Origin of the sequence: Desulforamulus aeronauticus DSM 10349 (assembly GCF_900142375.1) — a bacterium.
GTDB lineage: Bacteria > Bacillota > Desulfotomaculia > Desulfotomaculales > Desulfotomaculaceae > Desulfotomaculum > Desulfotomaculum aeronauticum.
Window position 1 is genome coordinate 161,789 of record NZ_FRAR01000006.1, and the last position, 24,873, is coordinate 186,661.

25 protein-coding genes are annotated in these 24,873 nt (G+C 44.8%); 10 read left to right on the plus strand and 15 right to left on the minus strand.

Going from position 1 to position 24,873, the window contains the following annotated elements:
* Positions 1-85 precede the first annotated feature (85 nt).
* A complete protein-coding gene (aspS, locus tag BUA78_RS03160; protein WP_072910878.1) occupies positions 86-1,891 on the minus strand; it encodes an aspartate--tRNA ligase in 1,806 nt (601 codons plus the stop codon).
* A gap of 109 nt (positions 1,892-2,000) precedes the next feature.
* The gene (hisS, locus tag BUA78_RS03165; protein ID WP_072910880.1) at positions 2,001-3,254 is read right to left on the minus strand and encodes a histidine--tRNA ligase; all 1,254 of its coding nucleotides are present in this window, start codon (positions 3,252-3,254) and stop codon (positions 2,001-2,003) included.
* A 513-nt stretch (positions 3,255-3,767) separates the two neighbouring features.
* Here hisS and BUA78_RS20460 point away from each other — a divergent pair.
* The 4 genes from BUA78_RS20460 to BUA78_RS03185 all read left to right on the plus strand — a co-directional run bounded on the left by BUA78_RS20460 (position 3,768) and on the right by BUA78_RS03185 (position 6,235).
* Complete coding sequence (locus BUA78_RS20460) at positions 3,768-3,986, plus strand: hypothetical protein (RefSeq protein ID WP_072910882.1); 219 nt, start codon at positions 3,768-3,770, stop codon at positions 3,984-3,986.
* Positions 3,987-4,097: 111 nt separating this feature from the next.
* Complete coding sequence (locus BUA78_RS03175) at positions 4,098-5,021, plus strand: LysR family transcriptional regulator (protein WP_072910883.1); 924 nt, start codon at positions 4,098-4,100, stop codon at positions 5,019-5,021.
* Positions 5,022-5,116: 95 nt separating this feature from the next.
* Positions 5,117-5,497 carry a DUF896 domain-containing protein gene (locus tag BUA78_RS03180; RefSeq protein ID WP_238456699.1) on the plus strand — a complete coding sequence of 127 codons (381 nt, stop codon included), beginning with the start codon at positions 5,117-5,119 and terminating at the stop codon, positions 5,495-5,497.
* A gap of 15 nt (positions 5,498-5,512) precedes the next feature.
* Positions 5,513-6,235, plus strand: coding sequence for an HAD family hydrolase (locus tag BUA78_RS03185; RefSeq protein ID WP_072910885.1), 723 nt, complete (start codon positions 5,513-5,515; stop codon positions 6,233-6,235).
* Positions 6,236-6,272: 37 nt separating this feature from the next.
* Here the strand turns inward: BUA78_RS03185 and BUA78_RS03190 are convergent, their stop codons facing one another.
* Together BUA78_RS03190 and BUA78_RS03195 are read right to left on the minus strand one after the other, a co-directional pair.
* On the minus strand, positions 6,273-6,662 hold the full coding sequence (locus BUA78_RS03190) for a hypothetical protein (protein WP_072910887.1): 390 nt from the start codon (positions 6,660-6,662) through the stop codon (positions 6,273-6,275).
* A gap of 1 nt (position 6,663) precedes the next feature.
* Complete coding sequence (locus tag BUA78_RS03195) at positions 6,664-6,864, minus strand: helix-turn-helix transcriptional regulator (RefSeq protein WP_072910888.1); 201 nt, start codon at positions 6,862-6,864, stop codon at positions 6,664-6,666.
* Between the two features lie 185 nt (positions 6,865-7,049).
* Between BUA78_RS03195 and BUA78_RS03200 the strand changes: the two genes are divergently transcribed.
* Together BUA78_RS03200 and yfcE are read left to right on the plus strand one after the other, a co-directional pair.
* Positions 7,050-8,306, plus strand: a complete 1,257-nt coding sequence (locus BUA78_RS03200; RefSeq protein ID WP_072910890.1) for a stalk domain-containing protein — start codon at positions 7,050-7,052, stop codon at positions 8,304-8,306.
* Between the two features lie 241 nt (positions 8,307-8,547).
* Positions 8,548-9,093, plus strand: coding sequence for a phosphodiesterase (yfcE, locus tag BUA78_RS03205; RefSeq protein WP_072910892.1), 546 nt, complete (start codon positions 8,548-8,550; stop codon positions 9,091-9,093).
* Between the two features lie 216 nt (positions 9,094-9,309).
* Here the strand turns inward: yfcE and BUA78_RS03210 are convergent, their stop codons facing one another.
* Complete coding sequence (locus BUA78_RS03210) at positions 9,310-10,215, minus strand: TIGR01777 family oxidoreductase (RefSeq protein ID WP_072910893.1); 906 nt, start codon at positions 10,213-10,215, stop codon at positions 9,310-9,312.
* A 149-nt stretch (positions 10,216-10,364) separates the two neighbouring features.
* On the opposite strand from BUA78_RS03210, the gene BUA78_RS03215 reads away from it, so the two are divergent.
* Together BUA78_RS03215 and BUA78_RS03220 are read left to right on the plus strand one after the other, a co-directional pair.
* Positions 10,365-11,399 carry a CoA transferase subunit A gene (locus tag BUA78_RS03215; protein ID WP_072910895.1) on the plus strand — a complete coding sequence of 345 codons (1,035 nt, stop codon included), beginning with the start codon at positions 10,365-10,367 and terminating at the stop codon, positions 11,397-11,399.
* Entirely contained in the window at positions 11,389-12,177 is a 789-nt protein-coding gene (locus BUA78_RS03220) for a CoA-transferase subunit beta (RefSeq protein WP_238456700.1), read from the plus strand. The genes BUA78_RS03215 and BUA78_RS03220 overlap by 11 nt, the downstream gene beginning before the upstream one ends.
* A 26-nt stretch (positions 12,178-12,203) precedes the next feature.
* On the opposite strand, the gene BUA78_RS03225 is transcribed toward BUA78_RS03220, so the two are convergent.
* From BUA78_RS03225 to recJ, 6 genes are all read right to left on the minus strand, one after another.
* On the minus strand, positions 12,204-12,389 hold the full coding sequence (locus BUA78_RS03225; RefSeq protein WP_072910896.1) for a peptidase: 186 nt from the start codon (positions 12,387-12,389) through the stop codon (positions 12,204-12,206).
* Positions 12,390-12,685: 296 nt separating this feature from the next.
* Positions 12,686-13,303, minus strand: a complete 618-nt coding sequence (locus BUA78_RS03230; protein WP_072910898.1) for an MBL fold metallo-hydrolase — start codon at positions 13,301-13,303, stop codon at positions 12,686-12,688.
* Between the two features lie 153 nt (positions 13,304-13,456).
* Positions 13,457-13,906 (minus strand): D-aminoacyl-tRNA deacylase, encoded by a 450-nt coding sequence (gene dtd, locus BUA78_RS03235; RefSeq protein ID WP_072910899.1) that lies wholly within the window; start codon positions 13,904-13,906, stop codon positions 13,457-13,459.
* Positions 13,907-14,024: 118 nt separating this feature from the next.
* Entirely contained in the window at positions 14,025-16,196 is a 2,172-nt protein-coding gene (locus BUA78_RS03240; protein ID WP_072910901.1) for a RelA/SpoT family protein, read from the minus strand.
* A gap of 48 nt (positions 16,197-16,244) precedes the next feature.
* Positions 16,245-16,763, minus strand: coding sequence for an adenine phosphoribosyltransferase (locus tag BUA78_RS03245; protein ID WP_072910914.1), 519 nt, complete (start codon positions 16,761-16,763; stop codon positions 16,245-16,247).
* Positions 16,764-16,776: 13 nt separating this feature from the next.
* Entirely contained in the window at positions 16,777-19,443 is a 2,667-nt protein-coding gene (gene recJ, locus BUA78_RS03250; protein ID WP_072910921.1) for a single-stranded-DNA-specific exonuclease RecJ, read from the minus strand.
* A gap of 192 nt (positions 19,444-19,635) precedes the next feature.
* Here recJ and BUA78_RS03255 point away from each other — a divergent pair, with 192 nt between their 5' ends.
* Positions 19,636-19,911: a transcriptional regulator gene (locus BUA78_RS03255; RefSeq protein ID WP_072910923.1), complete on the plus strand. Its 276-nt coding sequence runs from the start codon at positions 19,636-19,638 to the stop codon at positions 19,909-19,911.
* 122 nt (positions 19,912-20,033) lie between these two features.
* On the opposite strand, the gene BUA78_RS03260 is transcribed toward BUA78_RS03255, so the two are convergent.
* From BUA78_RS03260 to BUA78_RS03270, 3 genes are all read right to left on the minus strand, one after another.
* Entirely contained in the window at positions 20,034-20,756 is a 723-nt protein-coding gene (locus tag BUA78_RS03260) for an amino acid ABC transporter ATP-binding protein (RefSeq protein ID WP_072910924.1), read from the minus strand.
* Positions 20,743-21,408 (minus strand): amino acid ABC transporter permease, encoded by a 666-nt coding sequence (locus BUA78_RS03265; protein ID WP_072910926.1) that lies wholly within the window; start codon positions 21,406-21,408, stop codon positions 20,743-20,745. The genes BUA78_RS03260 and BUA78_RS03265 overlap by 14 nt, the downstream gene beginning before the upstream one ends.
* Positions 21,409-21,505: 97 nt before the next feature.
* Positions 21,506-22,315, minus strand: coding sequence for a basic amino acid ABC transporter substrate-binding protein (locus BUA78_RS03270; RefSeq protein WP_072910927.1), 810 nt, complete (start codon positions 22,313-22,315; stop codon positions 21,506-21,508).
* A gap of 251 nt (positions 22,316-22,566) precedes the next feature.
* On the opposite strand from BUA78_RS03270, the gene BUA78_RS03275 reads away from it, so the two are divergent.
* A complete protein-coding gene (locus BUA78_RS03275; protein ID WP_072910929.1) occupies positions 22,567-23,463 on the plus strand; it encodes a DMT family transporter in 897 nt (298 codons plus the stop codon).
* 345 nt (positions 23,464-23,808) lie between these two features.
* Here BUA78_RS03275 and BUA78_RS03280 read toward each other — a convergent pair whose 3' ends face one another.
* Complete coding sequence (locus BUA78_RS03280) at positions 23,809-24,783, minus strand: cation diffusion facilitator family transporter (protein WP_072910931.1); 975 nt, start codon at positions 24,781-24,783, stop codon at positions 23,809-23,811.
* Positions 24,784-24,873 lie beyond the last annotated feature (90 nt).

The window sequence follows — 24,873 nt, forward strand, 5'->3', positions numbered from 1 at the left end:
AGGCTCGGCCCCTACAATGCAAAAAAGAGTGACACAAAAAGTAGTTTTTGCGCCACTCCCTATAAGTCTATGAACAATCTTGCCCTTACTTCGCAGGACTGTTCTTCTGTATCACGGTACTGCGAATATGCAGCTCTGTCAGTTGAGCTGGATCAACCACATCCGGTGCCTGTGTCATAAGACAGGTAGCACTGGCGGTTTTGGGGAAGGCGATCACATCACGAATGCTATCCTTACCTGCCAGCAGCATGACCAAGCGGTCAAGACCAAAGGCAATCCCACCGTGGGGAGGCGCACCATATTCAAAGGCTTCTAATAGGAAGCCAAATTTTTCTTTCGCTTCCTCGTGACTCATGCCCAGGGTCTTAAACATCATCTCTTGCATATCCGGACGGTGAATTCGAATACTGCCGCCACCCAGCTCTACACCATTAAGCACCATATCATAGGCTCTAGCCCGCACCTTGCCAAGATCGCTCTGCAACAGCGGGATATCTTCTTCCAGTGGAGAGGTGAAGGGATGGTGCATAGCAAAATAACGCCCCGCTTCGGCATCAAATTCCAGTAGTGGGAAATTAGTTACCCAGAGGAATTTAAAGGTACCCTCGGGAATCAGATTTAAGCGTTCTGCCAAATGTACCCGCAGGGCACCTAGGGAGGCAGCCACCACATTGGGTTTATCAGCTACAAAGAGCAGCAGATCGCCTGGTTGAGCTTCTAATTTATCTTGAATAGCAGCCAACTCTTCGGGGGTAAAGAACTTAGCAATGGCAGATTTTACAGAGCCGTCTTCGTTGATAACCATATAAGCTAAACCTTTAGCTTTGTAAATCGCTGCAAAGGCTGTTAGATCATCAATTTCCTTGCGGGAGAAGGTGGCGCAGCCTTTGGCATTAATCCCCTTTACCTGACCACCGGAGGCGGCAGTACTGTTGAATACCTTAAAACCACATTGAGCAGCAATGGGAGTAATATCTCGCAATTCCAGACCAAATCGGGTATCGGGCTTATCGGACCCAAAGCGATCCATAGCTTCCTGGTAAGACATACGCGGCATCGGCAGAACAATCTCTTGGCCAATGGTGTCTTTGCATACCTGGGCAATCATCTTTTCCATTAAACCCATAATATCTTCTTCATCCACAAAGGACATTTCCAAGTCGATCTGGGTAAATTCCGGTTGACGATCAGCCCGTAAGTCTTCATCTCGGAAGCAGCGAACAATCTGGAAATACCGTTCCATCCCTGCCAACATCAGGATTTGCTTAAACAGTTGGGGTGACTGGGGCAAGGCGTAAAATTTGCCTGGGTTGACACGGCTGGGTACTAGATAATCCCGGGCCCCTTCCGGAGTACTCTTGGTCAACATCGGTGTTTCGATTTCTAAAAAACCATGGTTGTCGAGAAATTCTCGCATGCTTTGGGAAGCCTTGTGTCTTAGTACTAAGGAACGCTGCATTTCCGGACGGCGTAAGTCCAGATAACGATAACGCAGGCGTACATTTTCATCCACATCAATATTATCTTCAATATAAAAGGGCGGGGTTTTGGCACGGTTTAGTATCCGCAGGGTGTGGGCGTATACTTCAATTTCCCCGGTTGCCATGTTGGGATTCTCAGAACCTGCTGGGCGGGCATTGACCTTGCCAACCACTGCCAGCACATACTCATTTCTAACCCCTTCAGCCTTCTTAAAAGCTTCTTCATTTACTGCCGGGCTGAATACCACTTGAGCAATACCGGAGCGGTCCCTTAAATCCACAAAGATTAATCCACCATGGTCACGGCGCCTTTGCACCCATCCCATTAGTACGACTTCCTGACCAGTATGCTCTTTTCTTAATTCACCACAATATAAGGTCCGGCGTAAACCATGCATTGACTCGGACATTTTTGTATAACCTCCTGCTTGCTTGTTTCTTTATTGTAACTTTGTGCAGCTAAATATCTTGTTGACAGGTCCCTTTGCCTTTGGTCGACTGCCAGTGGCTAAGGGCCGATTATTTCCTAATATAATTCACCAACTCAGCCAATTTTACTTCCTGCTGTTCACCGGCTTGCATATCCCTTACCATGGCCACACCCCGGGTTAGTTCTTCTTCTCCCAAAATAACCACCCATCGCGCGCCCAATTTACCGGCGTATTTCATTTGTGCCTTAAGGCTACGGGCCAGATAATCCTTTTCTGCAGCTATACCCTGCTGGCGTAAGCTTTGCAGCAGAGAAAAGGCTTGTTTTTCGACCTCCGTACCAACGGTGGCCACAAAAGCTGCAGGTTCCCGGCTGACCGGGAAGGTAATACCCTGACGCTCCGCTGTAAGTAAAATTCGTTCCAACCCCAGGGCAAAACCAATACCGGGGGTAGCAGGGCCACCGCAGGCTTCCATTAAACCATTATACCGACCACCGCCGCCGATGGAACTCTGGGCACCGATATCCTGGGCCATGATCTCAAAGGCAGTGTGCGTATAGTAATCCAAACCTCTGACCAAACGGTTATTAACGATATACCGAACACCCACCGCATCTAGGTAATTTTTAACCAGGTTAAAGTGGGTATTACATTCATCACATAAGACATCCAGGGTAGTAGGCGCCTGACGACCAATATCTTGACAGGTTTCATTCTTACAGTCTAAGATGCGCAGCGGATTACGCTCAAACCTCCCCTGACAGTTGGGGCAAAGCTTTTCCAGATGCGGCTTAAAATGTTCCTGTAGCCGTTGTCGAAGCCCTGGGCGGCACTGGGGGCAACCCACGCTGTTAATGTGAAGTTCTAAGTCCCGCAGGCCAATTCGCTGGTAAAGGTCCATAGCCATAGCAATAACTTCCGCATCAATAGAGGGATTATGGGAACCAAAAGCCTCTACCCCAAACTGATGAAACTGCCGGAAGCGTCCGGCCTGGGGCCGATCGTAACGGAACATGGGGCCCATATAATATAATTTAACCGGTTGGGGTAGTGCCTGTAGTTTGTTTTCCAGATATGCTCTTACCGTGGCCGCCGTGTTTTCCGGCCGCAAGGTAATACTCCGTTCACCACGATCGGTGAAGGTGTACATTTCTTTTTCTACAATATCGGTAGCCTCTCCCACACCTCGGGAAAAAAGTTCAGTGTGTTCAAAGATCGGCGTCCGAAGTTCACCATAGCCGTATTCCCGGCAAACTTCTCGGGCCAGCTTCTCAACATATTGCCACTTCTCCACTTCCCCCGGCAAAATATCATTGGTGCCTCTGGGTCTGGTCGTTAACACAAACGTAAACCTCCTGTAACAAAAAATATAAGGAAAAAATAAAAAACTCCCGTCACTGGCATGCTAAAGCATTTGCCAGGGACGGGAATTAATTCCCGTGGTGCCACCCTGATTGAACAAAGGATGTTCCTCTCGAAAGACATTAACGGTGTCAGCCGTACCGGCCTACTGGGATACTTCATCCGTTCGGGGGTAACTCTCAGGTGTTCTTCGAACCAAGCTCTTACGGAGGAGCTTCCAGTCTAAGGCTCCATCCTCCCTGTGCAAGGTGACAAGGTCTACTCTCCTGATCATAGATTTACTCTGTATAAACTCTGAAAGATATTGTATTCAATATTACTTCATTTGTCAATGTCTGTAGGGTGTTGTATCTCCGCAGATGAAGTGGTTCTGAATTTACCACATATGAAAAGTTGCCACAGTGTGACGGCCTTAGGGATAATAATTCAATGCTGCAATAATTTATATTATAATCATAGTCAAGCAGGCTGATGGCGAGGAGGTATAAAAAACATGGTAAAGCGTTCATTGAAAGCTGCGATTGGTGTCAGTGCCGGTATAACAATAGGTGGAATTATTATTCCCAGGATATTTTTGTTTCCCGAGCTGTATAACAAGACATTTCCTTCTATAGTAGTCCATAGCATTATGTATTTTATTGGTTCATATATTGTTAGCTTTTTATCTTTTTTGCTTATTGAGTGGATGAAATCAAAGTTTAAACCCAGTTGACTAATTTCTACATTTATCTAAATACATACTATAGGCAGTTACAAATAAAAATTTATCCAATTTTTCGTTACGATATTATTTACATAAATAAGTTTATGTAGGAGACAAGCCATGAAGCTACAGCAATTAAAATATATAATTGAAATTGTAAATTGCGGCTCCATTAACGAGGCCGCAAAAAGGCTGTATATTACGCAGCCTAGCCTGTCCAATGCTGTCAAGGAGCTTGAAACAGAAGTCGGAATTGAACTTTTTATTCGAACCCCAAAGGGAATTACACTTACCGTAGATGGTGCTGAATTCCTCGGCTATGCCCGGCAGGTAGTGGAGCAAGCAGGTCTTTTGGAACAGCGCTATTTAAATAAAAAGCCTTCCAGACAGCTTTGCTCCATCTCTACACAGCACTATGCCTTTGCGGTTAACGCCTTTGTGAATTTAATCAAGCAAAGCGGTGCGGATGAGTATGAATTTACTCTGCGGGAAACACGGACGTATGAAATTATTGAAGACGTTAAGAATCTGCGCAGTGAAATTGGCATTCTATACATGAACCCATTTAACCGAAAGGTTATTAAAAAGCTGCTGCGGGAAAACCGTCTTGATTTTCATCCGCTATTTACAGCAAAACCCCATATTTTTATCAGTACACAAAATCCCCTTGCCGGAAGACAATCTGTAACATTGGATGATTTGCAGGAGTATCCCTACCTGTCTTTCGAACAAGGCGAATTCAACTCCTTCTATTTTTCAGAAGAAATTTTAAGCACTGTGTTTCGTAAGAAGAGTATCCATGTCAGCGACCGGGCAACCTTGTTCAATCTTTTAATTGGCTTGAATGGCTATACCATCTCCACTGGAATTGTCAGTGCTGATTTAAACGGAGATAACATTATATCAGTCCCGCTGCAGGTTGATGATCATATCCAAGTTGGCTGGATAGCAAACCATCAGATACGTCTCAGTCACCAGGCAAATGCTTACGTCAATGAATTGAAGCATGTTATTCAGGAATATGGCCTTCCATTGCAGGAATAGAATATAGAACGCTTGTAGAAGCTACCATATAGATTAGAACACAGCATAATAACAAACGACTGATCACCCTAGCTGTGATCAACTGTTAAAAATTGGTGAAAAGTGCTATACTATATGAAATTGGGTTTGATGAGTACTGCCTTGTCCCTCATGGTAACCCATGCTATACTGAATTTGAGGTGATTACCATTATTACAAAGGAATTGGTAGATAAAATTAACGCTTTAGCGCGTAAACAAAGAACCGAGGGTCTAACACCTGAGGAAAAGGAAGAACAGCATGCGTTACGCCAGCAATATTTAGCAGGCATTCGGGGACAAGTGGTTGATACTCTGTCCCGGATTAAGTATGTGGAAGATGAACCCTCTTGCGGATGTAGTAATCATGATCATCAGCACCACTCTCCAAAATCAAAAGGCGGTTGCAATTGCGGCTGCGGTGGCAATCATTCAGATGACAAGGGCCACATTCATTAATAAGCGGAGGAAGCTATGTTAAAAACTATCCTTTTTGACTTGGACGGCACTCTGCTGCCAATGGATTTAAATCATTTCCTAACTAGTTACTTTGGTGGATTAACCAAGTCTTGCTCCCATTTATTGGACCCCAAGGCTCTTCATCAACATGTCTGGGCTTCCACCGAAGCTATGATCCGGGATAATCGTGCAGATAAAACCAACCAAGAAGTATTTATGGAAGCTTTTTTGCCCCGGTTTGATCTGACTGCTGAAGAAATAATGCCCCTATTTGATAACTTTTACGATACGGGATTTAGCGAACTGATTTGTTGTACAACCCCTACCCCGCTGTCGAAGGCAATTTGTGAAGAATTAATTGACAAGGGCTATCAGTTGGTGCTTGCCACAAACCCAATTTTTCCGGATATAGCCACAGCCCAACGCATGCACTGGGCTGGAATTAAGGACATTCCCTGGGCGCTGGTAACCACCTATGAGCACTGCCACTACTGTAAACCCAACCCCAATTACTACAAAGAAATCCTGGACAGGATTGGTGCCAAACCGGAAGAAACACTGATGGTTGGCAATGATACCAGAGAAGACTTAGTAGCTGGTAAACTGGGTATTAAAACCTATCTGGTAACCGACCACTTAATCGACCATGGAAATTCTAGTTACGAGACCGATTTTGAAGGAAGGCTGGAAGACTTCGTAAAGTTTGCCAAAGATCTTCCCTCGGTAAAACAAAGCTAATTATCAAAAGTCAAAGGAGCCCCGTTTGGGAGCTCCTTTAATATTTCCTCTTTAAATACAAGTAAGAAAACAGGTAACCACACACACCACCACATAGTTCTACCTGGGTTCGTACAGATAAATTACCGTCAATGATTAATTCTTTAAGGTAAAACCAGAAAATGATGATCAACGTAGTGTAAAAACCAATGGCCAAAGCGTAATAAGTAATGGTTTGAAGTCTTTCATCCAACTCTTTCTCCATTCGCTTAATACGCCATTTTTTAGTGATCATAACCAAAATAACGATACCAATGATGGCTAAGCTTTTCACCCAGTTTTCCCAACTAGCCTGATAATACCAACTGGCTGCTAAAACCATAACAATCACCGTGCTAAGCATAATTCGATTTATTCTCATGATCTCTTTCATAAAGGAATTCCCCATTTTATTCCACCTCCGAAAAATCAAACACTTCTTCGATACTACAGCGAAACTCTTTCGCGATTTTATAAGCTAAAATCAGTGACGGATTGTATTTGCCATTTTCAATAGAAATAATGGTTTGTCGGGATACCGCAACCTTATCGGCTAATTGTTCTTGGGTCATATTAAACTGATTTCGCAACTCTTTTAGTTGATTTTTCACCCAAAATGCCACCCCCCTTATGTAAAGCAAACTTTACGTAAAGCTTTCTTTACATAGTACTACTTCTTTCCTCAAATGTAAAGCCCACTTTACAATGAATTTTAGTTTTATTCTGCCAAAGCAGGTAATTTGTACATTTTTGTTGAATTTAGTAATAAAAATAATTCTTTTACGAGGTGTGCAAAATGAAGCGTTGGTTCCTTTCACTCTGGCTCCTTTTATGTTCCCTTGGTCTCATGCAGCCTGCTGCCGCCTTAGCCGGCCAGGATATTTCAGTGACTATGAACGGTCTGCCCATATCCTTTGATGTTAAGCCAATGATGCAAAATGACCGAACCTTGGTTCCGTTCCGAGCTCTTGCCGAAGCTCTTCATGTGGGAGTAACCTGGGAGGCTGCCAACCAAACCATTCAAGCCCAAAACGGCAGTAAAGCCATCACTCTGCAAATCGGTAATCAAACAGCAAATCTAAACGGAGCTCCCGTGTCCCTGGATGTACCGCCGCAGATTATTAATGGACGTACTTTGGTTCCTCTACGTTTCTTCAGTGAAAGCTTCAATTGCAGCGTTACCTGGAATCAGGTAGACAATGAGATAGCGATTCTCTCCCCAAGTAAGTTGGAAGTGATTGGTTTCTATGCCCTGGGCGATCAAAAGACCAGCAGTTGGACCAATCTTTTTGGCACCACATTCCCAGAAGTTGCCAAAGGAAATACTGATTTAGTAAAAACGCTGGCTTTAGGTTGGTACAGTCTAGACCAAGAGGGCAATCTGCTTACTAAGAGTACCACCGGTTGGCAAAGACCGGACAGCTACGAACAAGTTCTCGCTGCTGCTAAGGATCTTCAGTTAAAAACCCAGATGGTTATTCATGTGACTGATGAACAACGGGTTTTAACGAACCTGTTAGCTAATGAAGCTGCCATGCAGCAGGCAGTCTCCGACATCGTGCAGGAGGCCAAGAACTACCGGGGAGTGAATCTTAACCTTGAGGGGTTAGGCCTTACCGATCAAGGAGAACAATTAACCCAAGTAAGGGCAAGCTTTGTTACGTTTGTCTCACTGCTTTCCCAAGAGCTAAAGTCAGCCCAGGTAACACTAAGTTTGACTATCCATGCCCCTAACAGCTCCTACCGTGGCTATGATTATCAAAAGTTAGCTCCTTTGGTGGATGAAATTATCATTATGGCTTATGATTACGGCAGCAAACCCGAACCAGTGCAATTAGTTGAACAAGCGGTTCAACAAGCCAAGGCGATGGTACCGGCTGAAAAACTGGTATTGGGTATTTCTCTACCCAGTGAGAATGAAACAAGCTTACTAACCAAAGTGGCTATTGCACAGCGTTATGAGTTAAAAGGTATTGCCCTCTGGCGCTTGGGCCTAGTCTCACAGGATATGTGGAGTAATTTAAAAACAACCATTACAACAGAAGCTAATTAAAACAACTATCCCTTACCAACTCAAGGTAAGGGATTATTTTTTTCAGAAAGGAAATCTCTTTTCAAGGATATACTATGGGGAAGATTTAGGATCACATACCAAGTAAACTTCAGGAGTATCCCACTGTTGCTCCGGGTATGTAAGTAAAGACAACCCACTCCCTGTCGAAGGAGTGGGTTGTCTTATCACAGGTACTAATGGTAAGCTAAATGAACGATTAGGAAATAGGAGTGAGCATGTTTTGAGAATTGGTGTAATCAGCGATACCCATGGCAGTATATTCTATTTTGAAAAGGCCCTACAGATTTTAGAAAGCTGTGATACCATTATCCACGGCGGGGACGTATTGTATCACGGCCCACGAAACCCCCTGCCAGAGGGTTATAATCCCAAGGAGTTGGCCGAAAAAATCAATTCCATGAAAAATATACTATTTGCCCGGGGAAATTGTGATGCCGATGTAGATCAAATGGTGATCCACCATCCCATCCAAAGCCCCTATCTTCTGCTGCAGTTAGGGAATCATAAGATTTTCGTTTGTCACGGTCATACCAAAGAGAAAAACCAGTACATTCAAATGGCTAAAGATTATCAGATAAACATTTTTATCTACGGTCATAGTCACGTGAAAGAGCTGTATAAAGATGGGGATTTGGTTGTACTAAACCCAGGTAGTACCGCACTGCCCAAGGACAACATTCATTCCGTGGCCATCATCGAGGCAGATGTCGTTAGGCTGATTAATATTGAAAACCAAGAAGTTATTAAGGAACTTCGTTTAATCTAGGTATCCCAGAGCTGTTGCACAATGAAACCGCTGGCTGGTGTGTAACTTTGGCCATAGGCTTTTGGTTTCAGTTCATTCGGACGAGCAAAGCTCGCCCCTACTAGACCAAAATACAGTACGTGTGTCTTATTTAAACTAACCACGCCTACGGCCTAGCCTATGGTGGACTGCTGCTTACTATCTAAAATAGTAGTCTTGCACCACTCTCCTTTCTATTTATGTTAGAGCTTTCTCAACAGCGGACTGTATATCCGGGTATTGAAAACGGTACTTTCGTTCTTGCAGTCTTTGGGGTAGCACCCGCTGTCCATTCAGCAAAAGTTCTTCTGCCATCTCCCCCAACAGCAATCTGGTAAAAAAAGCGGGCATTCTAGTCCAGGACTTCTTATGAAGCGTGTTGGCAATGGCAGTTGCCAGTTCGGACATGGTCACCGGCTGAGGACTACAAAGATTATAAACTCCCTGGTAGTCGGTAGTTTGCAATGCCTCGGCAATGACCTGTATGACATCCTGCTGATGAATCCAGGAACACCACTGTTTACCATCCCCCAGGTAACCACCCAAGCAGAAGCGGTATGGCAAAGCCATTTTTTCTAAGGCACCCCCAGGGCCTAAAACCAGACCCAGCCGGAGTATCACCAGTCGTACACCCATCTCCTCCAGCCGTTGAGCCTCTTGCTCCCACTGTTTGCACACCAAAGCCAGAAAGCCTTGGCCATTAGGACTTGCTTCATGAAAGCTGGTATGAGCATGGGTTCCATAATAACCCACTGCAGAGGCATTGATCAAAGTCCCAGGATAAGGTAATTGTTGTTGTTTATTCCTCTCGATACTCTGTACCAACTGCCTAGTCAAACGAAGTCGGCTGTTTAAAATTTCCTCTTTCACCTGTGGACTCCAACGACCAGCCGAAATATTATGCCCGGCTAGGTTGACTATCGCATCGATACCGGATATAACCTGAGGCGAAAAAAGTTCCGTCTCGGCCGGTAATGGAATAACTTCCCCGGCCCCTTTATATCCCCCACGTGTTACCAGATAAAGCCGATGGTTAAGCCCGCTTAAATGTTTTACTAAATTTTTGCCAACAAAGCCAGTTCCGCCGGTAATGAGAATATTCATGGCAACCCTCCTTTCTCAGCTTTCATGAAGAAATAAGAGTACTTTAATACAATCACCTGGTTTGTCCAATTAATGGTAAAATTTTTAAAACACGTTATGTATATTTATGCTATAATCGTTATAATTTAAGCATTTGGAGGAAGTAACATATGTGGACCGGTTTATCTCCTAGTGAAGCAAGAAGTCTTTTGGTTCAAAAAGATAAAGCAAAGAAAGACAAACGTATGTCGATAACTGAGGCTGTGTCTACTTTGGTTAAAGATGGCTACAACCTTGGTATCGGTGGTTTTGTAAATAGCCGCCAACCTGTGGCAACAGTTCATGAAATTATCAGGCAGGGTAAGAAAGATTTACTGCTTTCCTTTCATTCCGCAGGCTTGGCTGTTGAATATCTAGCCGGAGCCATGGCTTTAGATCAACAGCAGTTCAGCATAAAACGTCTGGAATTTGCCTATTGGGGCATTGAATTATTTGGTCTTTCTTCCATGCTTCGCTTTCTATCAGAAAATGGTATGGTGGAGCTAGAAGATTGGAGTAACTTTAATATGTCCGCCCGCTTTAAAGCCGCGGCTATGGGCCTCCCCTTCTTACCCTGCCGCAGTCCGCTGGGCAGCGATGTCCCAAGAGCCAACCGCTCTAAAATAATCGATTGTCCCTTTACCGGGGAACCCATCGCCCTGCTGCCCGCCTGCCACCCACATGTAGCTTTAATTCATGTTCAAGAGGCAGACATCTACGGTAACTGCAGAATAGGAGGCCCCCTGTTTACCTGCCCGGAAATTGCCTTAGCTGCCGCTCACACCATTGTCACCTGTGAACGGATTATCCCCCATGAGGAAATGATACAGGAGCCTAGCCGCATTAATATTCCCTTTTTTGCGGTAGATGCAGTGGTAGAGATTCCCTTGGGAGCTTATCCCGGTAACTGCCATAGCCGCTATTATTTTGATGAAAATCACATTAAAGAGTTTCGCAATGCCGTTGAAGCTTTCCGCAAAGGAAACCCTATCCCGCTACAACGTTACTATGATCAATATATCTATGGTGTTACAGACTCGGACGGTATGTTGGAACAGATTCCCTACCGACAATTAAAGCATATTCAACAAATTGAACTCCGAGAAGCCGTTCTAATGCAGGAAACCGGCGATGATAAGCAAGGGGATGGAAAGAATGCACACTAATTTTACCCCTCAGGAAATGATCGTAGTGGCTGGCTCCCGGGTACTGGAAAATAATAAAGTAATTTTTGCCGGTACTGGTTTACCTATGGTAGCCATTACCCTAGCTCAATTCACCCACGCCCCAGGAATTATTCCTGTTTTTGAGGCCGGGGCAGTTGGCCCTACTTTGGACAGAGGTTTACCCTTATCCGTAGGCTGTTCCCGTACCACCAGCAAAGCCAGTTACCTACAGGGTTTAAACACCGCCTTTGAATTGACCCAAAGGGGATTTTGTGACTTTGGTTTTATTGGCGGAGCAGAGATTGACCCATACGGCAATCTGAACTCCACGATGATGGGGCAATTTCCTGAAGAATATCAAAAACCCCAGCTTCGGCTCCCTGGGAGTGGCGGTGCCAGCGACATGGCGGCCTCTTGTGAACGTACCATCATCATTATGGCTCATGAAAGAAGAAGATTTGTAGAAAAATTGCAATACCTTACCAGCCCCGGCTATTTGGATGGCAGTGAAGGTGCTCGCAGACGAGCCGGTTTAGTGGGGCAAGGACCTTACAGGGTAATCACCACCAAAGCCCTGTTGGGCTTTGATGAAAAGACCCATCGCATGAAGCTGATAGCCACCATGCCCGGTGAAACCGTGGAAAGTGTGCAGCAAAATACTGGTTTTGAATTGCTGGTGGACGAGAAGGTCTACGAATTTGCACCTCCTACGGTGGAGGAACTAAGACTTATTCGGGAGGAAATCGATCCCAGGGGCTATTTTATTAAAAGGAAATAATAACCTGGAGCCGAGGTTTCACTACTTTAGACTTCTATCCCTTGCTCATTTAGATATCTTTTTATTTTTTCTACGGTGGCTTGCTCATCCGTTTGATTATGTAAAATAATTTCACGGATGTTGACAATTATCGCCGTTAATGATGCCTTTTCTCGTTCATATAAGTCGATGATTAGTTCTACATCGGCACTGGTTTTGGTTCGGTTTAGCATGTTTTAACCCCCTTTTTATTAATAGCCATGTTTTACAGTTATTCCCTTATAATATTGACAATCCTGAGAAATACTTACATAATAGCAGGGAATACAATATCCAAACAATGGCTCGTGTGCTTCGTTTACCGAGGTTTTCATCCCAACCCTTAAACTGCTCCAACAGTTTAAGGGTTTTAATATTATAGTTCCACCCCGGTAGCTAAGGCCCATTGTTGATATTGTATTCCTGCTTATTTTATCATTGTTTGAATATTTTGCCTATAAAAAAACACCACAGCAGAGTGGCGTTTTTTTTATAGGTAGGGGTTATGGACTTTCTCACTGCCAATGGTGGAAGAACCTCCATGGCCTGGGTAAATGGTTGTCTCCTCAGGCAGTACCAGCAATTTCTTTTTAATGGCTTGAATCAGGGTGCTCTGACTGCCCCCAGGAAAATCACTGCGTCCGATAGACTGGGCAAACAGTGTGTCCCCGCTAAACAGTACGTTACCTGCTCTCAGGCAAATACCACCTGGGGTATGGCCTGGCGTATGGATCACTTCCAAAGTAATATCCCCTACAGTAACGGTATCACCATCCTGCAGCAATCTATCTGCAGGCTTAAATGCTAACGACTCTCCAAGCCAAGCGGACAGATTTAAGGCGGGATTTGTCAGTGCCTCCCCATCCTGGGCATGAATCATCACTGAAGCCCCGGTGGCTTTTTTTAGTTCCCCTACTCCACCAATATGGTCCGCGTGGCCATGCGTCAAAATAATGGTGGAAGCTTGTAGATTTAATTGCTTTAATTTTTCCAGAATCCGTCCTGCTTCATCTCCGGGATCCACCACTGCTGCTTGACGAGTTGCCGGACAGCCAATAATATAGCAGTTAGCTTCCAGGTTCCCGACCGGTAAAATCTCGATAATCAAAGGATCATCCTCCAAATCGTATAGAAAAACTTGGCTTACGCCAAGTCCTTGACGCAGGCGTACCCTGAAGGGCATAACCTAAAGGTCACAGGCAAGTAAGCCTTAGTTTTTCTTATACTTTCTTCAATAGAATTTTTTTACTCTCTGAAAGTGCTAAAAAATCTTGTTGCTATCCAATAATAGTGTAACCGGGCCGTCATTAATAATTTCCACCACCATATGTTCTTGAAAAATCCCCGTGGCAGTGGGTAACCCATTGCAAATGAGTCTCTGTACGAAACTCTCGTAAAGTTCCTTGGCTTCCTCCGGCAGGGCCGCTTTTGAATACCCCGGTCGCCTGCCTTTGCGGCAATCCCCGTAGAGTGTGAACTGGGATATAGCTAGCACACCGCCACCCACATCCTGAACCGAAAGATTCAATTTACCTTGCTCGTCAGTAAAGATCCGCAGTTGACAAATTTTATCTGCCAGATATCGGGCATCATCAACAGTATCTCCCTGCCCTACCCCCAGCAACACAACCAACCCCTGGTCAATCTGGCCGACGGTGGTGTCGTCTACTGTAACTGATCCTCGAAGCACTCGTTGAACAACAGCGCGCAAGATTGCACCTCCGTATTAGCCACTTTTAAGAGTTCAATTAATTTTTGTAGTACTCGGATAAAAACTGTTTACGCTCTAAGCCCCAATGGACCAAGGGCTAACGGTCAAAGGCCATCTTTTATCCCGTTGACACCCTTCTCACACCATAGGTATCCCTTACTTTGTGGATTCTGTTCACTAAATAATCCAACTGCTCGGTGTTCCGCACCTGAAGTGCCAATTCGACACTGGCCACTTGATCTTTTTTGGAGCGGGCGTTCACTCGACTGGCATTAATTTTTAGGTCAAGCAGTACATTTAACACTTCGTTCAAGAAACCAGGACGATCCAAGCCGGTAACTTCTAATTTTACCTGGAAGGGGGACTGGAATTCCTTATCCCAGGCCACTTCTACCACCCGTTCAGGTTCTTCATTTTGGATTGGCTGGATATTCAGACAATCTTCCCGGTGGATAGAAACACCTCTGCCCCGTGTGATATAGCCAACGATAGGGTCACCGGGCACCGGATTGCAGCAATGGGCCAGGCGTATCAATAGGTTATCAATACCCTTTACCCGGATGCCCTGGGTGGGTTTACCCCACTCGGATGCCTTACCCTCGGCTTTTTTCATCATTTCTTCCACCAGAGGGCGGCGTTCCTTCTCAGCGCGATATTCATCCCGAATCTTACTAACGATCTGACTGGGAATTAATTGGCCGTCTCCAATGGTTGCATATAAATCATCAATAGAAGCCTGAACCAGCTTACGGGCATATTCTTGCAGTCTTTCACCACGAACCAGTTCCAATTCCAAGCCCTGTTTACGAGCTTCCTTCTCAAGAGCATCTTTACCCCGGTTAATATTCTCTTCCCGGCGTTCCTTTTTAAACCATGAACGAATGCGATTTTTCGCCTGGGGTGTTTTTACGATATTTAACCAGTCTCGACTGGGACCATTGCTGGCCTTGGAGGTAATAATCTCAATAATATTACCGTTTTTCAATTTATAATCCAAGGGCACAATGCGCCCGTTTATCTTTGCTCCCACAGTACGGTGTCCTACATCCGTATGAATTCGGTAAGCAAAATCTAGGGGTATCGCTCCCGCAGGCAGTTCCATAACATCGCCTTTGGGAGTGAAAACAAATACCGACTGGGAAAACAAGTCGATCTTTAGGTTTTCCATAAATTCCTTGGCATCCCGGGCATCGTGCTGGGCATCCAGCATTTGCCTGATCCAAGCTAGCTTTTTATCGAAATCCTTTTCTCCTTGGCTGCCTTCCTTGTAGCGCCAGTGTGCAGCAATACCATATTCCGATACCCGGTGCATATCCCAAGTGCGAATTTGAATTTCCACCGGTTCCCCGTTGGGTCCAATGACCGTGGTATGCAGGGATTGATACATATTGGATTTTGGCATAGCAATATAGTCTTTAAAACGGCCCGGGATAGGCTTCCACAGAGTATGGGCAATGCCCAGTGCTCCATAGCAGTCCTTAACCGAATTCACCAGCACCCGTACCGCCTGAACATCAAAAATATCCTTTAATTCCTTTTGCTGCTCCACCATCTTTTGATAAATGGAATAAAGGTTCTTCGGACGTCCTTGAATCTCTGTTTTGATATTGACCGCTGCCAATCTTTCGGCCAGTTCTTTAATTACCTCTTGAATATATTCTTCACGTTTGGCACGGGATTTGGCAATTTGCGTTTTCATGTGCTGGTACTTTTCAGGTTCCAAATAACGAAAGGAGAGATCTTCCAACTCCCACTTAATCTTATAAATTCCCAAGCGATGAGCCATGGGTGTAAAAAAGTGAAGGGTCTCCTCTGCCACTTCCTTCTGCTTACGTTCCGATTGAAACTGCAGAGTGCGTAAATTATGCAGTCGGTCAGCCAGTTTTATTAAAATTACCCGAATATCCTTAGCCATAGCCAGAAACATTTTACGAAGGTTTTCGGCCTGTCGTTCTTCTTTGGTTTGAAATTGGAGTTTCCCTAATTTGGTCACTCCATCCACCATAATAGCAACTTCCTGACCAAAATTATTTTCAATGTCCTCCAAAGTAATACCGGTATCCTCTACCACATCATGAAGCAACCCTGCAGCCACTGTCTGAACATCTAACTGTAGTTCTGCCAGGATAATGGCAATGGCTAAGGGGTGGACAATGTAATCTTCCCCGGAAATACGCTTCTGACCTCTGTGGGCATTTTCCGCATAATTATAAGCACTGCGGAGGAAAGCAATGTCCACCGAAGGATTATACAACAACACCTTTTGTTCCAGTTCAAATAATGAAGACATGCTTCACCTCCTCAATTTGGCTTTAGGCTATAGTTTTTAAAATATAATTTATGCCTCTAACTGCATAAGTGTTACTATAGGGTATTCACTTAGCTTTTGTCGGGCATCTAAGCCCACTAGTTCAATTAAGAACACCAGTCCGGTCACTTGCCCCCCTGACTTTTTAATCAATTCCACAGCAGCAGACACCGTCCCTCCGGTAGCCAATACATCGTCTACCAAAAGCACCCTTTGCCCCGGTAAGATGGCTCCTTCGTGCATTTCCAAGGCATCTGTCCCATATTCCAAGTTATATTCATGCCGCACTATTTTACCGGGTAACTTGCCTGGTTTTCTTAGCAGCACTAAACCTTTACCCATTGCATAAGCCAAGGGTGCTCCTAGCACAAACCCCCGAGATTCCGGACAAGCAATTAGATCCACTTCCAGATCCCGGCACAATTCTAGGATATCATTGACAGCCTGTTGAAAGGCTTCCCCCTCTTGAAGTAGGGTTGTGATATCCCGGAAATTAATGCCTGGCTTAGGAAAGTCTTTAATTAATCGTACCTTATTGGCTAAATCCATTTAGGATGCCCCCTTAAGCCCTGGTAAAGAGCTGCCATAATTGCTCTGCTTGCGCAGTTAAATATGTTTTTTGGAAACGCAGTGCTTCTTCTTTTGTATGTAAAGCCCATTGATAGGTTTGAGAGTTCTTTAAATCAGATCTGATACTAAGATCGATGCTAAAAGAATAAACATTTCCCCGGGTGCTATATTCTATAATTCCCAGTTCCCGGAAAATCGCCAAAGCAATTTCCACCGTATGGCTAGCAGCTTTTGGGGAAAAAGTCCTTACGTAACGGCACAATTCTTCCAGTGTAGCCTGCCCCTTACCCTGGGAATCAATTTTCTTTTTAAGCAGTTTAAATAATTCACCGAGCAATTCTCGTTCTGGAGCCAGAGCTTGCAACTTATCACAGGCATCTGCAACCTGGGCTGGCCCTCCCAACAACACAAGCTTAGTCTGTCCCGGATTCTTAAGCACACATTCCTCCGGCTGGTAAGGCAGATAAAAAAGAATTACTTGCTCAAATAGATGATAATCACAGGGTGCCGGAGAGGTAGAAACCAAAATCTGCACTTGTCCGTTTTGGATAAACTCTACTAATTGCTTAGATTCTTGCATCCCTAGCAGGGGATGATAAACAGTTATTCTATCCATACCAGCAAAGGCTGTCTGGTTGAGTAGTGTAGCAATCTGAATAGCTTGGGCTGTACTTTCCACCAGAATTAGGCTGGACTTCTGACGATTTAACACATGCTTCAATTGTGCCATTCGGTCGGGACAATCCCTAAAATCCTCAATTTCAATATTTGCCTCAATAGTAGCACGATCACTAGGTGTTAGACAAACATTTTCGGACCGTTGATACAGAGTAAGAATACCCCACGGCACCAGACTTCTTAGAATCTCTTGATCCGGCAATTGTAATGATCTGGTAAAGAGCTGGTACAGTTCCTGAGAAGATCCTATTTCCTCCTGTAAGGTATCAACTTTTCCGACTTCTTTAAATTCCTTCACTTCCAGTTGAACTGAGGATCGTCCATTCCAAACATTAATAGACGGCATAAAGGCCATGTCTATGGTATCATGGGTGGCCAGCATCTCACTGTAAGAAGCCAGGTTAAAACCAATGCCATCCATGATAATTTGATCCTCCCGCACTCTCATCTTTAGATGGCCGCCGTTTTTACCTACTTCCCGGCAATTCAATACCGTAGCTTCGCAGCATCCTAAGATAGGTCCGGGATTGGCCTGGCCAAAGGGAGACAACTGATCCAGTTCCTGAACCGTATCTAAGGACAACTCGGTTAAATTCACCAGGGCATCCAAATCAAGGTTTGGTGTTAGGTGTTCCTCCGTTAAAATCTCCCCAGCCAGTCGGTTTACAGCGTGCCGAAAACCGATAATTTGATCTTCTTGAATACTAAACCCTGCAGCCATAGCATGACCACCAAACTGGTCAAAGTACTCCTGACAGCTAACCATCGCCTGATATAAATTAAAGCCCGGTATACTTCGAGCGGAACCCTTTCCCTTGCCCTCTTCTATACTAATCATAAAAACCGGGCGATAAAAACGATCCACCAGCCTGGAGGCTACAATGCCGATTACCCCAGGATGCCAATGAGTAGAAGATAACACCAGCACCTTGGCGTTCGCTAATTCGGGATCAGCTTCCACCAGGGCCAAGGCCTCAGCCAATACCCCTGCCTCCACCTGTTGTCTTTCTTGGTTTCCCCGATTTAAGTCTTCGGCCAATTGCTCAGCCACTGCCGGATCAGGGGTTAACAGAAGTTCTACCCCCAAAGAGGCATCGCCCATTCTACCAGCAGCATTTAACCGGGGTGCCAAACCAAAACCAAGTTCCCGGGTACCCATACCTTCTGTCTTAATGCCACCTATTTTAATAAGAGCCTGTAAGCCAGGTCGCCTAGTGTTGGCCATTTTGGCTAAACCGTGTTTTACCAGAATACGATTTTCTCCCTGTAAGGGGACAATATCTGCTACAGTACCCAAACAAACCAAATCTAAATACTCTTCCCAATCATGTTGGTCTAAACCGACCTTTTGGTACAAAGCTTGTATCAGCTTAAGGGCCACACCAACCCCGGCCAGCTCCTTAAAGGGATACGTGCAGTCCTGCCTTTTCGGGTTAATCACTGCCACAGCGTCAGGTAAACAGGTTGGGGGTTCGTGGTGATCTGTAATCACCATATCCAACCCCAGCGCCCTAGCTGCAGCCACTTCTTCAGTTCCACTAATGCCACAATCCACAGTGACCACTAGAGAAATCCCTTGTTCCGAAGCCCTTGTCAGAGCATCTTTATTGAGGCCGTAACCTTCCTCCAAACGAAGAGGTATAAAATAATCCACCCGACAACCTATTTTCCGCAAGGCCAGCACCAAAACACTGGTACCGGTGATCCCATCAACATCATAGTCACCGTATACCAGAATTTGCTCACCCTTATCTTTGGCTGCCAAAACCCGATCTACGGCTTTTTCCATGTCCTTCATCAGCCACGGGTTGAACATTCTGCCCAGTTCACTGCCTAAAAAGTCCCTGGCTTGATCAACTGTATATATTCCCCGGTTAATTAGCAACTGAGCAAGTACCTTAGAAATACTCACTTCCCAGGAAAGAATCTGTTGTAAAGCAGGATTCGGCGCTTTTACACGCCACATCTTTGGTCTACGCATGTATATCCCCCGGTTATTTCCACTAAATTATAGTTTAAATTATAAAGCAGCAATCCCCCCAGGTAAAGGAAAACACCAGAAACCCAATACGGTAAGAAATAAAAAATTTTGCAAACTAACGAATAAACACTTACTATTTTGTCAATAATCTTACTAATATCAACTAGTTTCTTAGCAAAGGGGTTGTAATTAATGAAAGAATTGACCATGTCACAATATTTTAAGGAAGTGAATAATCGACTGCCTGTAGAAGCAGAACGAGTGCTCAGGGCACTCATTGATGAAGGTAAGATGAACAAAGAAGAGCTGTCCTTAACGGCCAAGGTAAAACGAGCTGTACTGGATCATGTGGTCATGCAGCTATTTGCCCTCGGCCTGGTAGAAGTTACTTCCGAAGGAAAGAGTAAAATCTGCTCCTTAACCAAACTTGGCGAAGACTATCTGCATTTAATGAAAGAAGCTATTTAAGTAGTAAGATGGAAAGCCCTGCTAGAGTTCTAGTGGGGTTTTCTGCTTATAGGCCACTACCGATTCAGTCGCCGTTTGCTTTCATGTTGAAAGCCCCACCGAATAGGGTAGGGCTTTTAATATTAGAGAATTTTATTTAAAAATGCTCGGGTTCGCTCATTTTTGGGGTTACCAAAAATTTGCTCCGGTGTTCCTTCTTCAACGACCCTACCTTCATCAATGAACAGTACCCGATCACCAACCTCACGGGCAAAGCCCATTTCGTGGGTCACAACCACCATCGTCATGCCTTCCCGGGCCAGATCTTTCATAACGGTAAGCACTTCACCCACCATTTCGGGATCAAGTGCAGAAGTAGGTTCATCAAATAACATCACCTTGGGTTTCATGGCCAAAGCTCTGGCAATGGCTACCCGCTGCTGCTGGCCCCCAGAAAGTTGATCTGGATAGGAAGTTTCCTTATCGGACAAACCCACCTTGGCCAACAAATCCTTAGCGATGGCATTAGCTTCCTGTAAAGATATGCCCTTAACCTTGAGGGGAGACAACGTAATGTTCTCTAGAGCTGTTTTATGAGGGAACAAATTGAATCGTTGAAACACCATGCCCACATTTTGACGAATTCTATTGATGTCAGAGGTCTTGTCCGTTACACACATACCATCAATGGTAATCACCCCTGATGTGGGTTCCTCAAGTAGATTTAAACAGCGCAGAAAGGTACTTTTACCGGAACCTGAGGGTCCGATAATAACGACAACCTCCTGCTCCCTTACTTGTAAATCAATACCCTGGAGGACCTGTAATTGGCCAAAGGCTTTGTGCACATTGTTAGCTACGATCACCGGCCTGCAGCCTCCTTTCCATGCGGTTAACAAAGAATTCGGAGATAAGAACGGTCATAATAATATAGAAAATTGCCACTAGGAACCAAATTTCAATGGCAGTATAGGTGGTGGAAATAATCAGCTGCCCAGAACGGGTCAATTCTATTAATCCGATAACAGACACCAGAGAAGTATCCTTCATCATGGCAATAAATTCATTACCCAAAGGAGGAATAACTCGCTTAAAAGCCTGGGGTAAAATCACATACCGCATCGCCTGGATATGGTTCATGCCCAAGGAACGGGCTGCTTCCATTTGCCCCCGCTCAATGGACTGTATACCCGCTCGGAAGATTTCGGCACAGTAGGCACCACTATTTAAACTCAATACCGCCACTGAAGTCCAAAATTGATCCATGGGATGTCCCACCAACTTAGGCAAACCAAAGTACACCAAAAAGATTTGCACCAAGAGCGGTGAGCCCCGGAAAAACTCCACATAGATAACGGAAGGAATTTTGATCAGCGGCATGCGGCTCATCTTACCCAAAGCCACAATCAAACCAATAACACAGCCAAATAATACCGCCAAAATTGTTAATTCTATGGTTAGCCTGAGGCCTACTAATAGTACCGGAAAAGCCTCCTGCCAAATTTCAAGCACATACACATGATCACCACCTAATTGAGTTAATCGCAAAAATATGCGTAACATTGAATGTTACGCATACTCTATTGTACATGATATCGGGTTGTCAGTCGACCCTCTATTTAGGTTCTTCACCAAACCACTTCTTGTAAATCTCACCGTACTTGCCATTCTCTTTTAGCGTTTTGAGAGCGGTGTTAATCTTCTCTAAGGTCTCTGTTTTTTCCTTGGGAACAGCAATACCGTATTCTTCGGCAGAGAGGATTTCACCCACCATTTTAACATCTTTATTCCCTTGTTGGATAAAGTAAGCAGTTACCGGATAATCCATCACCACTGCATCAACGGCGCCATTTTTCAGTTCTAACATGGCCTGGTCACTACTGGTGAAATAGGTGATTTTATCTTTGCTGGTAGCTTTCTCAGCATGCAAGGCGCCAGTGGTACCACTCTGAACAGCAATTTTCTTACCCTGCAGCTCATCAAAATTTTTAATTTGGTTATTCTTTTCCTGAACAGCTACCACTAAACCGGATTTGTAGTAGGGCTCACTAAAGTTAACAATCTTTTTACGGTCTTCGGTAATCGTCATGCCAGAGATTACGGCATCAATTTGATTGGTCTGCAGAGCAGCAATTAAACCGTCAAAGCCCATGCTGCGAAAATCAAGCTCATAGCCTGCTTCTTCACAGATAGCTTGGATTAATTCCACATCAAAACCGGTGTACTTGCCGGTAGCCGGATCGGTGAACTCAAAGGGCGCAAAGGTAGCATCAGCACCCACAACCAACTTCGTTTTGGCAACGTCTTGTTTTCCTGTTTCCTTAGCAGGTTCCTTAGGGGCTTCCTTGCCACCACAACCTACTGCAGCCACTGCCAGGGATAACAACATCAAGGCCAGCAGGGCAAATTTGACAGCCTTTTTCACAGAATCTCCTCCTTAAAATAATAATCATGATTGCAGTACAACCTGTGCAAAAAATTGCCATTACCGTATAATTACTTAATGCAATTTATAATTTTAAATTCGCCCCAGGTCAACAAATTCCTCCCCCATATTTAATAAATTTTACGAAAAATATGTCCAAACTCCTTTGTACAAGGTTTGACACCTAAACCATTCGGTGAGAAAATAAACGGGTGTATTGCTCACGAACGGGTGAAGGTGGTTGTTCCTGTATGACTAGATTGAAACAAATACAAGCGGACCTGGCTCTGCTCGGGGTAACCTTTATCTGGGGGGTTACCTTTGTAGTAGTACAGGATGCCCTATCTGGCATCGGTCCCTATTACTTTATTGGGATACGGTTTGCCATTGCTTTTGCTTTTTTAACTTTGCTTTACTGGCGACGCTTTGCCTTTTTAAATAAAGATACGCTAAAGGCGGGTTTCATCATCGGTGCTGTTCTGTTTGTCGGTTATGCCTTTCAGACCGTGGGCCTACAATATACCACAGCATCGAATGCAGGATTTATCACTGGGCTGGCGGTGGTACTGGTGCCCCTTATTTCATCCCTCTTGTCCAAGAGGCTTCCCAAGACTACGGCCATCATCGGTATTACTTGTGCCACCGTGGGTCTGGCTTTGCTTTCTCTCAATAATGATTTCGGAGTTAATTACGGCGATACTCTAACTTTCTTTTGTGCCCTTTCTTATGCAGGACACATTCTCTTGGTGGGAAAATATGCTCCCCGGCATGACCCAGTGCTGTTAGCCGTCCTACAGATTGGTGTAGTGGCAGTCATCAGTTTGGCTTGTGGGGCAACCTGGGAAACCCTGCCAGCACAATTCACCAGACCGGTCTGGCTGGGCCTCTTAATCACCGCTATACCTGCCACCGCCTTGGCCTTCTTGATTCAGAACTCAGTACAACGCCATACTTCCCCTACCCATACCGCCATCATCTTTATAATGGAACCGGTATTTGCCGCTGCTACCGGTTGGCTATGGGCTGGAGAAATCCTAACAGAGCGACAGTGGTTAGGTTGTCTGCTCATTCTTATAGGTATGCTGGTGGCAGAGCTAAAAGACAGTATCGAAGCACAACCCGGTAGCAAAGAATTAAAGGGTGCCTAAAATTTTTTATTAACCGTATAATTATACACATAATCTCTCAATCAATATCTGTTTTTGACAAATCAACTTTTTAACAAATCAACAAAGGCTTTTATCCAGAAAGGAAAACGTCTTTGTAGAATAGAATTACTATATCACAGCGTTCGTTTGACTTCATTTAGAGGCTATAGCGAGGAGGTGACAATGCGTGGAAGGAATTTTAATGTTGATTTATATCCTGTGCATGCCCTTTGTCATTTTAGCTGTAGATCGGGCTTAATGTGAACTGCATAAAAAAAGAGTGGCGCAAAACTACTTTGCGTCACTCTTTTTGCTACAACATCGTTCATTGTGAACAGCCTCTTTTTATCGCTTCTCTTCATCCTTTATCGGACAAAGTGACAGTGGACAACCCTTGGATTGGCAGGGTGAAGTGCTGCAATTCGCCGTTTCCAGGAGCTCCTTTGCGGCTTCGCAGGGCTCACAGTGGATTAACACCTGAACCCCCGATAGTTCCCGTTCAATTTCTACTTCAATACTGTCACAGAGAAGATGGGCTGTGCCTACGGGAATATGTCGGGGTACCACTAAATGCAGATCCACATAGCGGTAAGGACCCGATTTGCGGGTGCGCAGACCGTGAAATTCCAGGAACTGATCCGAATGCCGCTGCAGTACCGTTTTAATGATCTCTTCTTCTTCTGGCGGCAAGCTAACATCCAGCATTACACCCATAGATTCTCTAATCAAATCAATGCTCGCTTTAATAATGAGCAGAGCCACCACTACGCCGATAATGGGATCTAGGATGGTATAGCCAGTTAGATATATGGCCCCTAAGCCGATAAGAACTCCCACTGAGGTATAAACATCTGTCCGCAGATGCCAGCCATCTGCCACCAGGGCTGGAGAATCGGTTTCTTTACCCACTTTAATTAATTTTTGTGATATGAAAAAATTGACAGTAGCTGAAATACCCATCACCAGCACACCCCAACCCAGGGATTCAATTTCTCCACCACCCCGCAATATCCGGGGTATGGCATGGATGAAAATACCCAGGGCTGCCAGCAATATGAGTATTGCCTCCAATATACCAGCCAGGTTTTCAAACTTACCATGACCGTAGGGGTGCTCTTTGTCTGCCGGCTTACCAGACTGGCGAACTGCCGCAAAGGCTATTACAGAGGCAATTAAATCTAAACCGGAGTGAACCGCTTCAGATATCACTCCCACAGAACCCATACTTAGCCCCGCCAGTAATTTTCCAGTGGTTAGACAGGTATTAGAAATGATGGACAGGCGCGCCACTTTTATTTTCGTCCCTTGAACATCGTTCAATGCCAGCCCTCCCTAATAAGAAATCCCGCGGGACCTCATCTTTGAGGATCAGATGAAGTCCCGCGGGATTATCCGCTGCCTTAATGGCCC

What these genes read in the sequence shown, in the direction of transcription:
- aspS (WP_072910878.1), bottom strand. Translation starts at nt 1,891, where the DNA reads ATGTCCGAGTCAATGCATGGTTTACGCCGGACCTTATATTGTGGTGAA.
- BUA78_RS20460 (WP_072910882.1), top strand. Translation starts at nt 3,768, where the DNA reads ATGGTAAAGCGTTCATTGAAAGCTGCGATTGGTGTCAGTGCCGGTATA.
- BUA78_RS03175 (WP_072910883.1), top strand. Translation starts at nt 4,098, where the DNA reads ATGAAGCTACAGCAATTAAAATATATAATTGAAATTGTAAATTGCGGC.
- BUA78_RS03185 (WP_072910885.1), top strand. Translation starts at nt 5,513, where the DNA reads ATGTTAAAAACTATCCTTTTTGACTTGGACGGCACTCTGCTGCCAATG.
- BUA78_RS03190 (WP_072910887.1), bottom strand. Translation starts at nt 6,662, where the DNA reads ATGGGGAATTCCTTTATGAAAGAGATCATGAGAATAAATCGAATTATG.
- BUA78_RS03200 (WP_072910890.1), top strand. Translation starts at nt 7,050, where the DNA reads ATGAAGCGTTGGTTCCTTTCACTCTGGCTCCTTTTATGTTCCCTTGGT.
- BUA78_RS03210 (WP_072910893.1), bottom strand. Translation starts at nt 10,215, where the DNA reads ATGAATATTCTCATTACCGGCGGAACTGGCTTTGTTGGCAAAAATTTA.
- BUA78_RS03215 (WP_072910895.1), top strand. Translation starts at nt 10,365, where the DNA reads ATGTGGACCGGTTTATCTCCTAGTGAAGCAAGAAGTCTTTTGGTTCAA.
- BUA78_RS03220 (WP_238456700.1), top strand. Translation starts at nt 11,389, where the DNA reads ATGCACACTAATTTTACCCCTCAGGAAATGATCGTAGTGGCTGGCTCC.
- BUA78_RS03225 (WP_072910896.1), bottom strand. Translation starts at nt 12,389, where the DNA reads ATGCTAAACCGAACCAAAACCAGTGCCGATGTAGAACTAATCATCGAC.
- BUA78_RS03240 (WP_072910901.1), bottom strand. Translation starts at nt 16,196, where the DNA reads ATGTCTTCATTATTTGAACTGGAACAAAAGGTGTTGTTGTATAATCCT.
- BUA78_RS03245 (WP_072910914.1), bottom strand. Translation starts at nt 16,763, where the DNA reads ATGGATTTAGCCAATAAGGTACGATTAATTAAAGACTTTCCTAAGCCA.
- recJ (WP_072910921.1), bottom strand. Translation starts at nt 19,443, where the DNA reads ATGCGTAGACCAAAGATGTGGCGTGTAAAAGCGCCGAATCCTGCTTTA.
- BUA78_RS03255 (WP_072910923.1), top strand. Translation starts at nt 19,636, where the DNA reads ATGAAAGAATTGACCATGTCACAATATTTTAAGGAAGTGAATAATCGA.
- BUA78_RS03275 (WP_072910929.1), top strand. Translation starts at nt 22,567, where the DNA reads ATGACTAGATTGAAACAAATACAAGCGGACCTGGCTCTGCTCGGGGTA.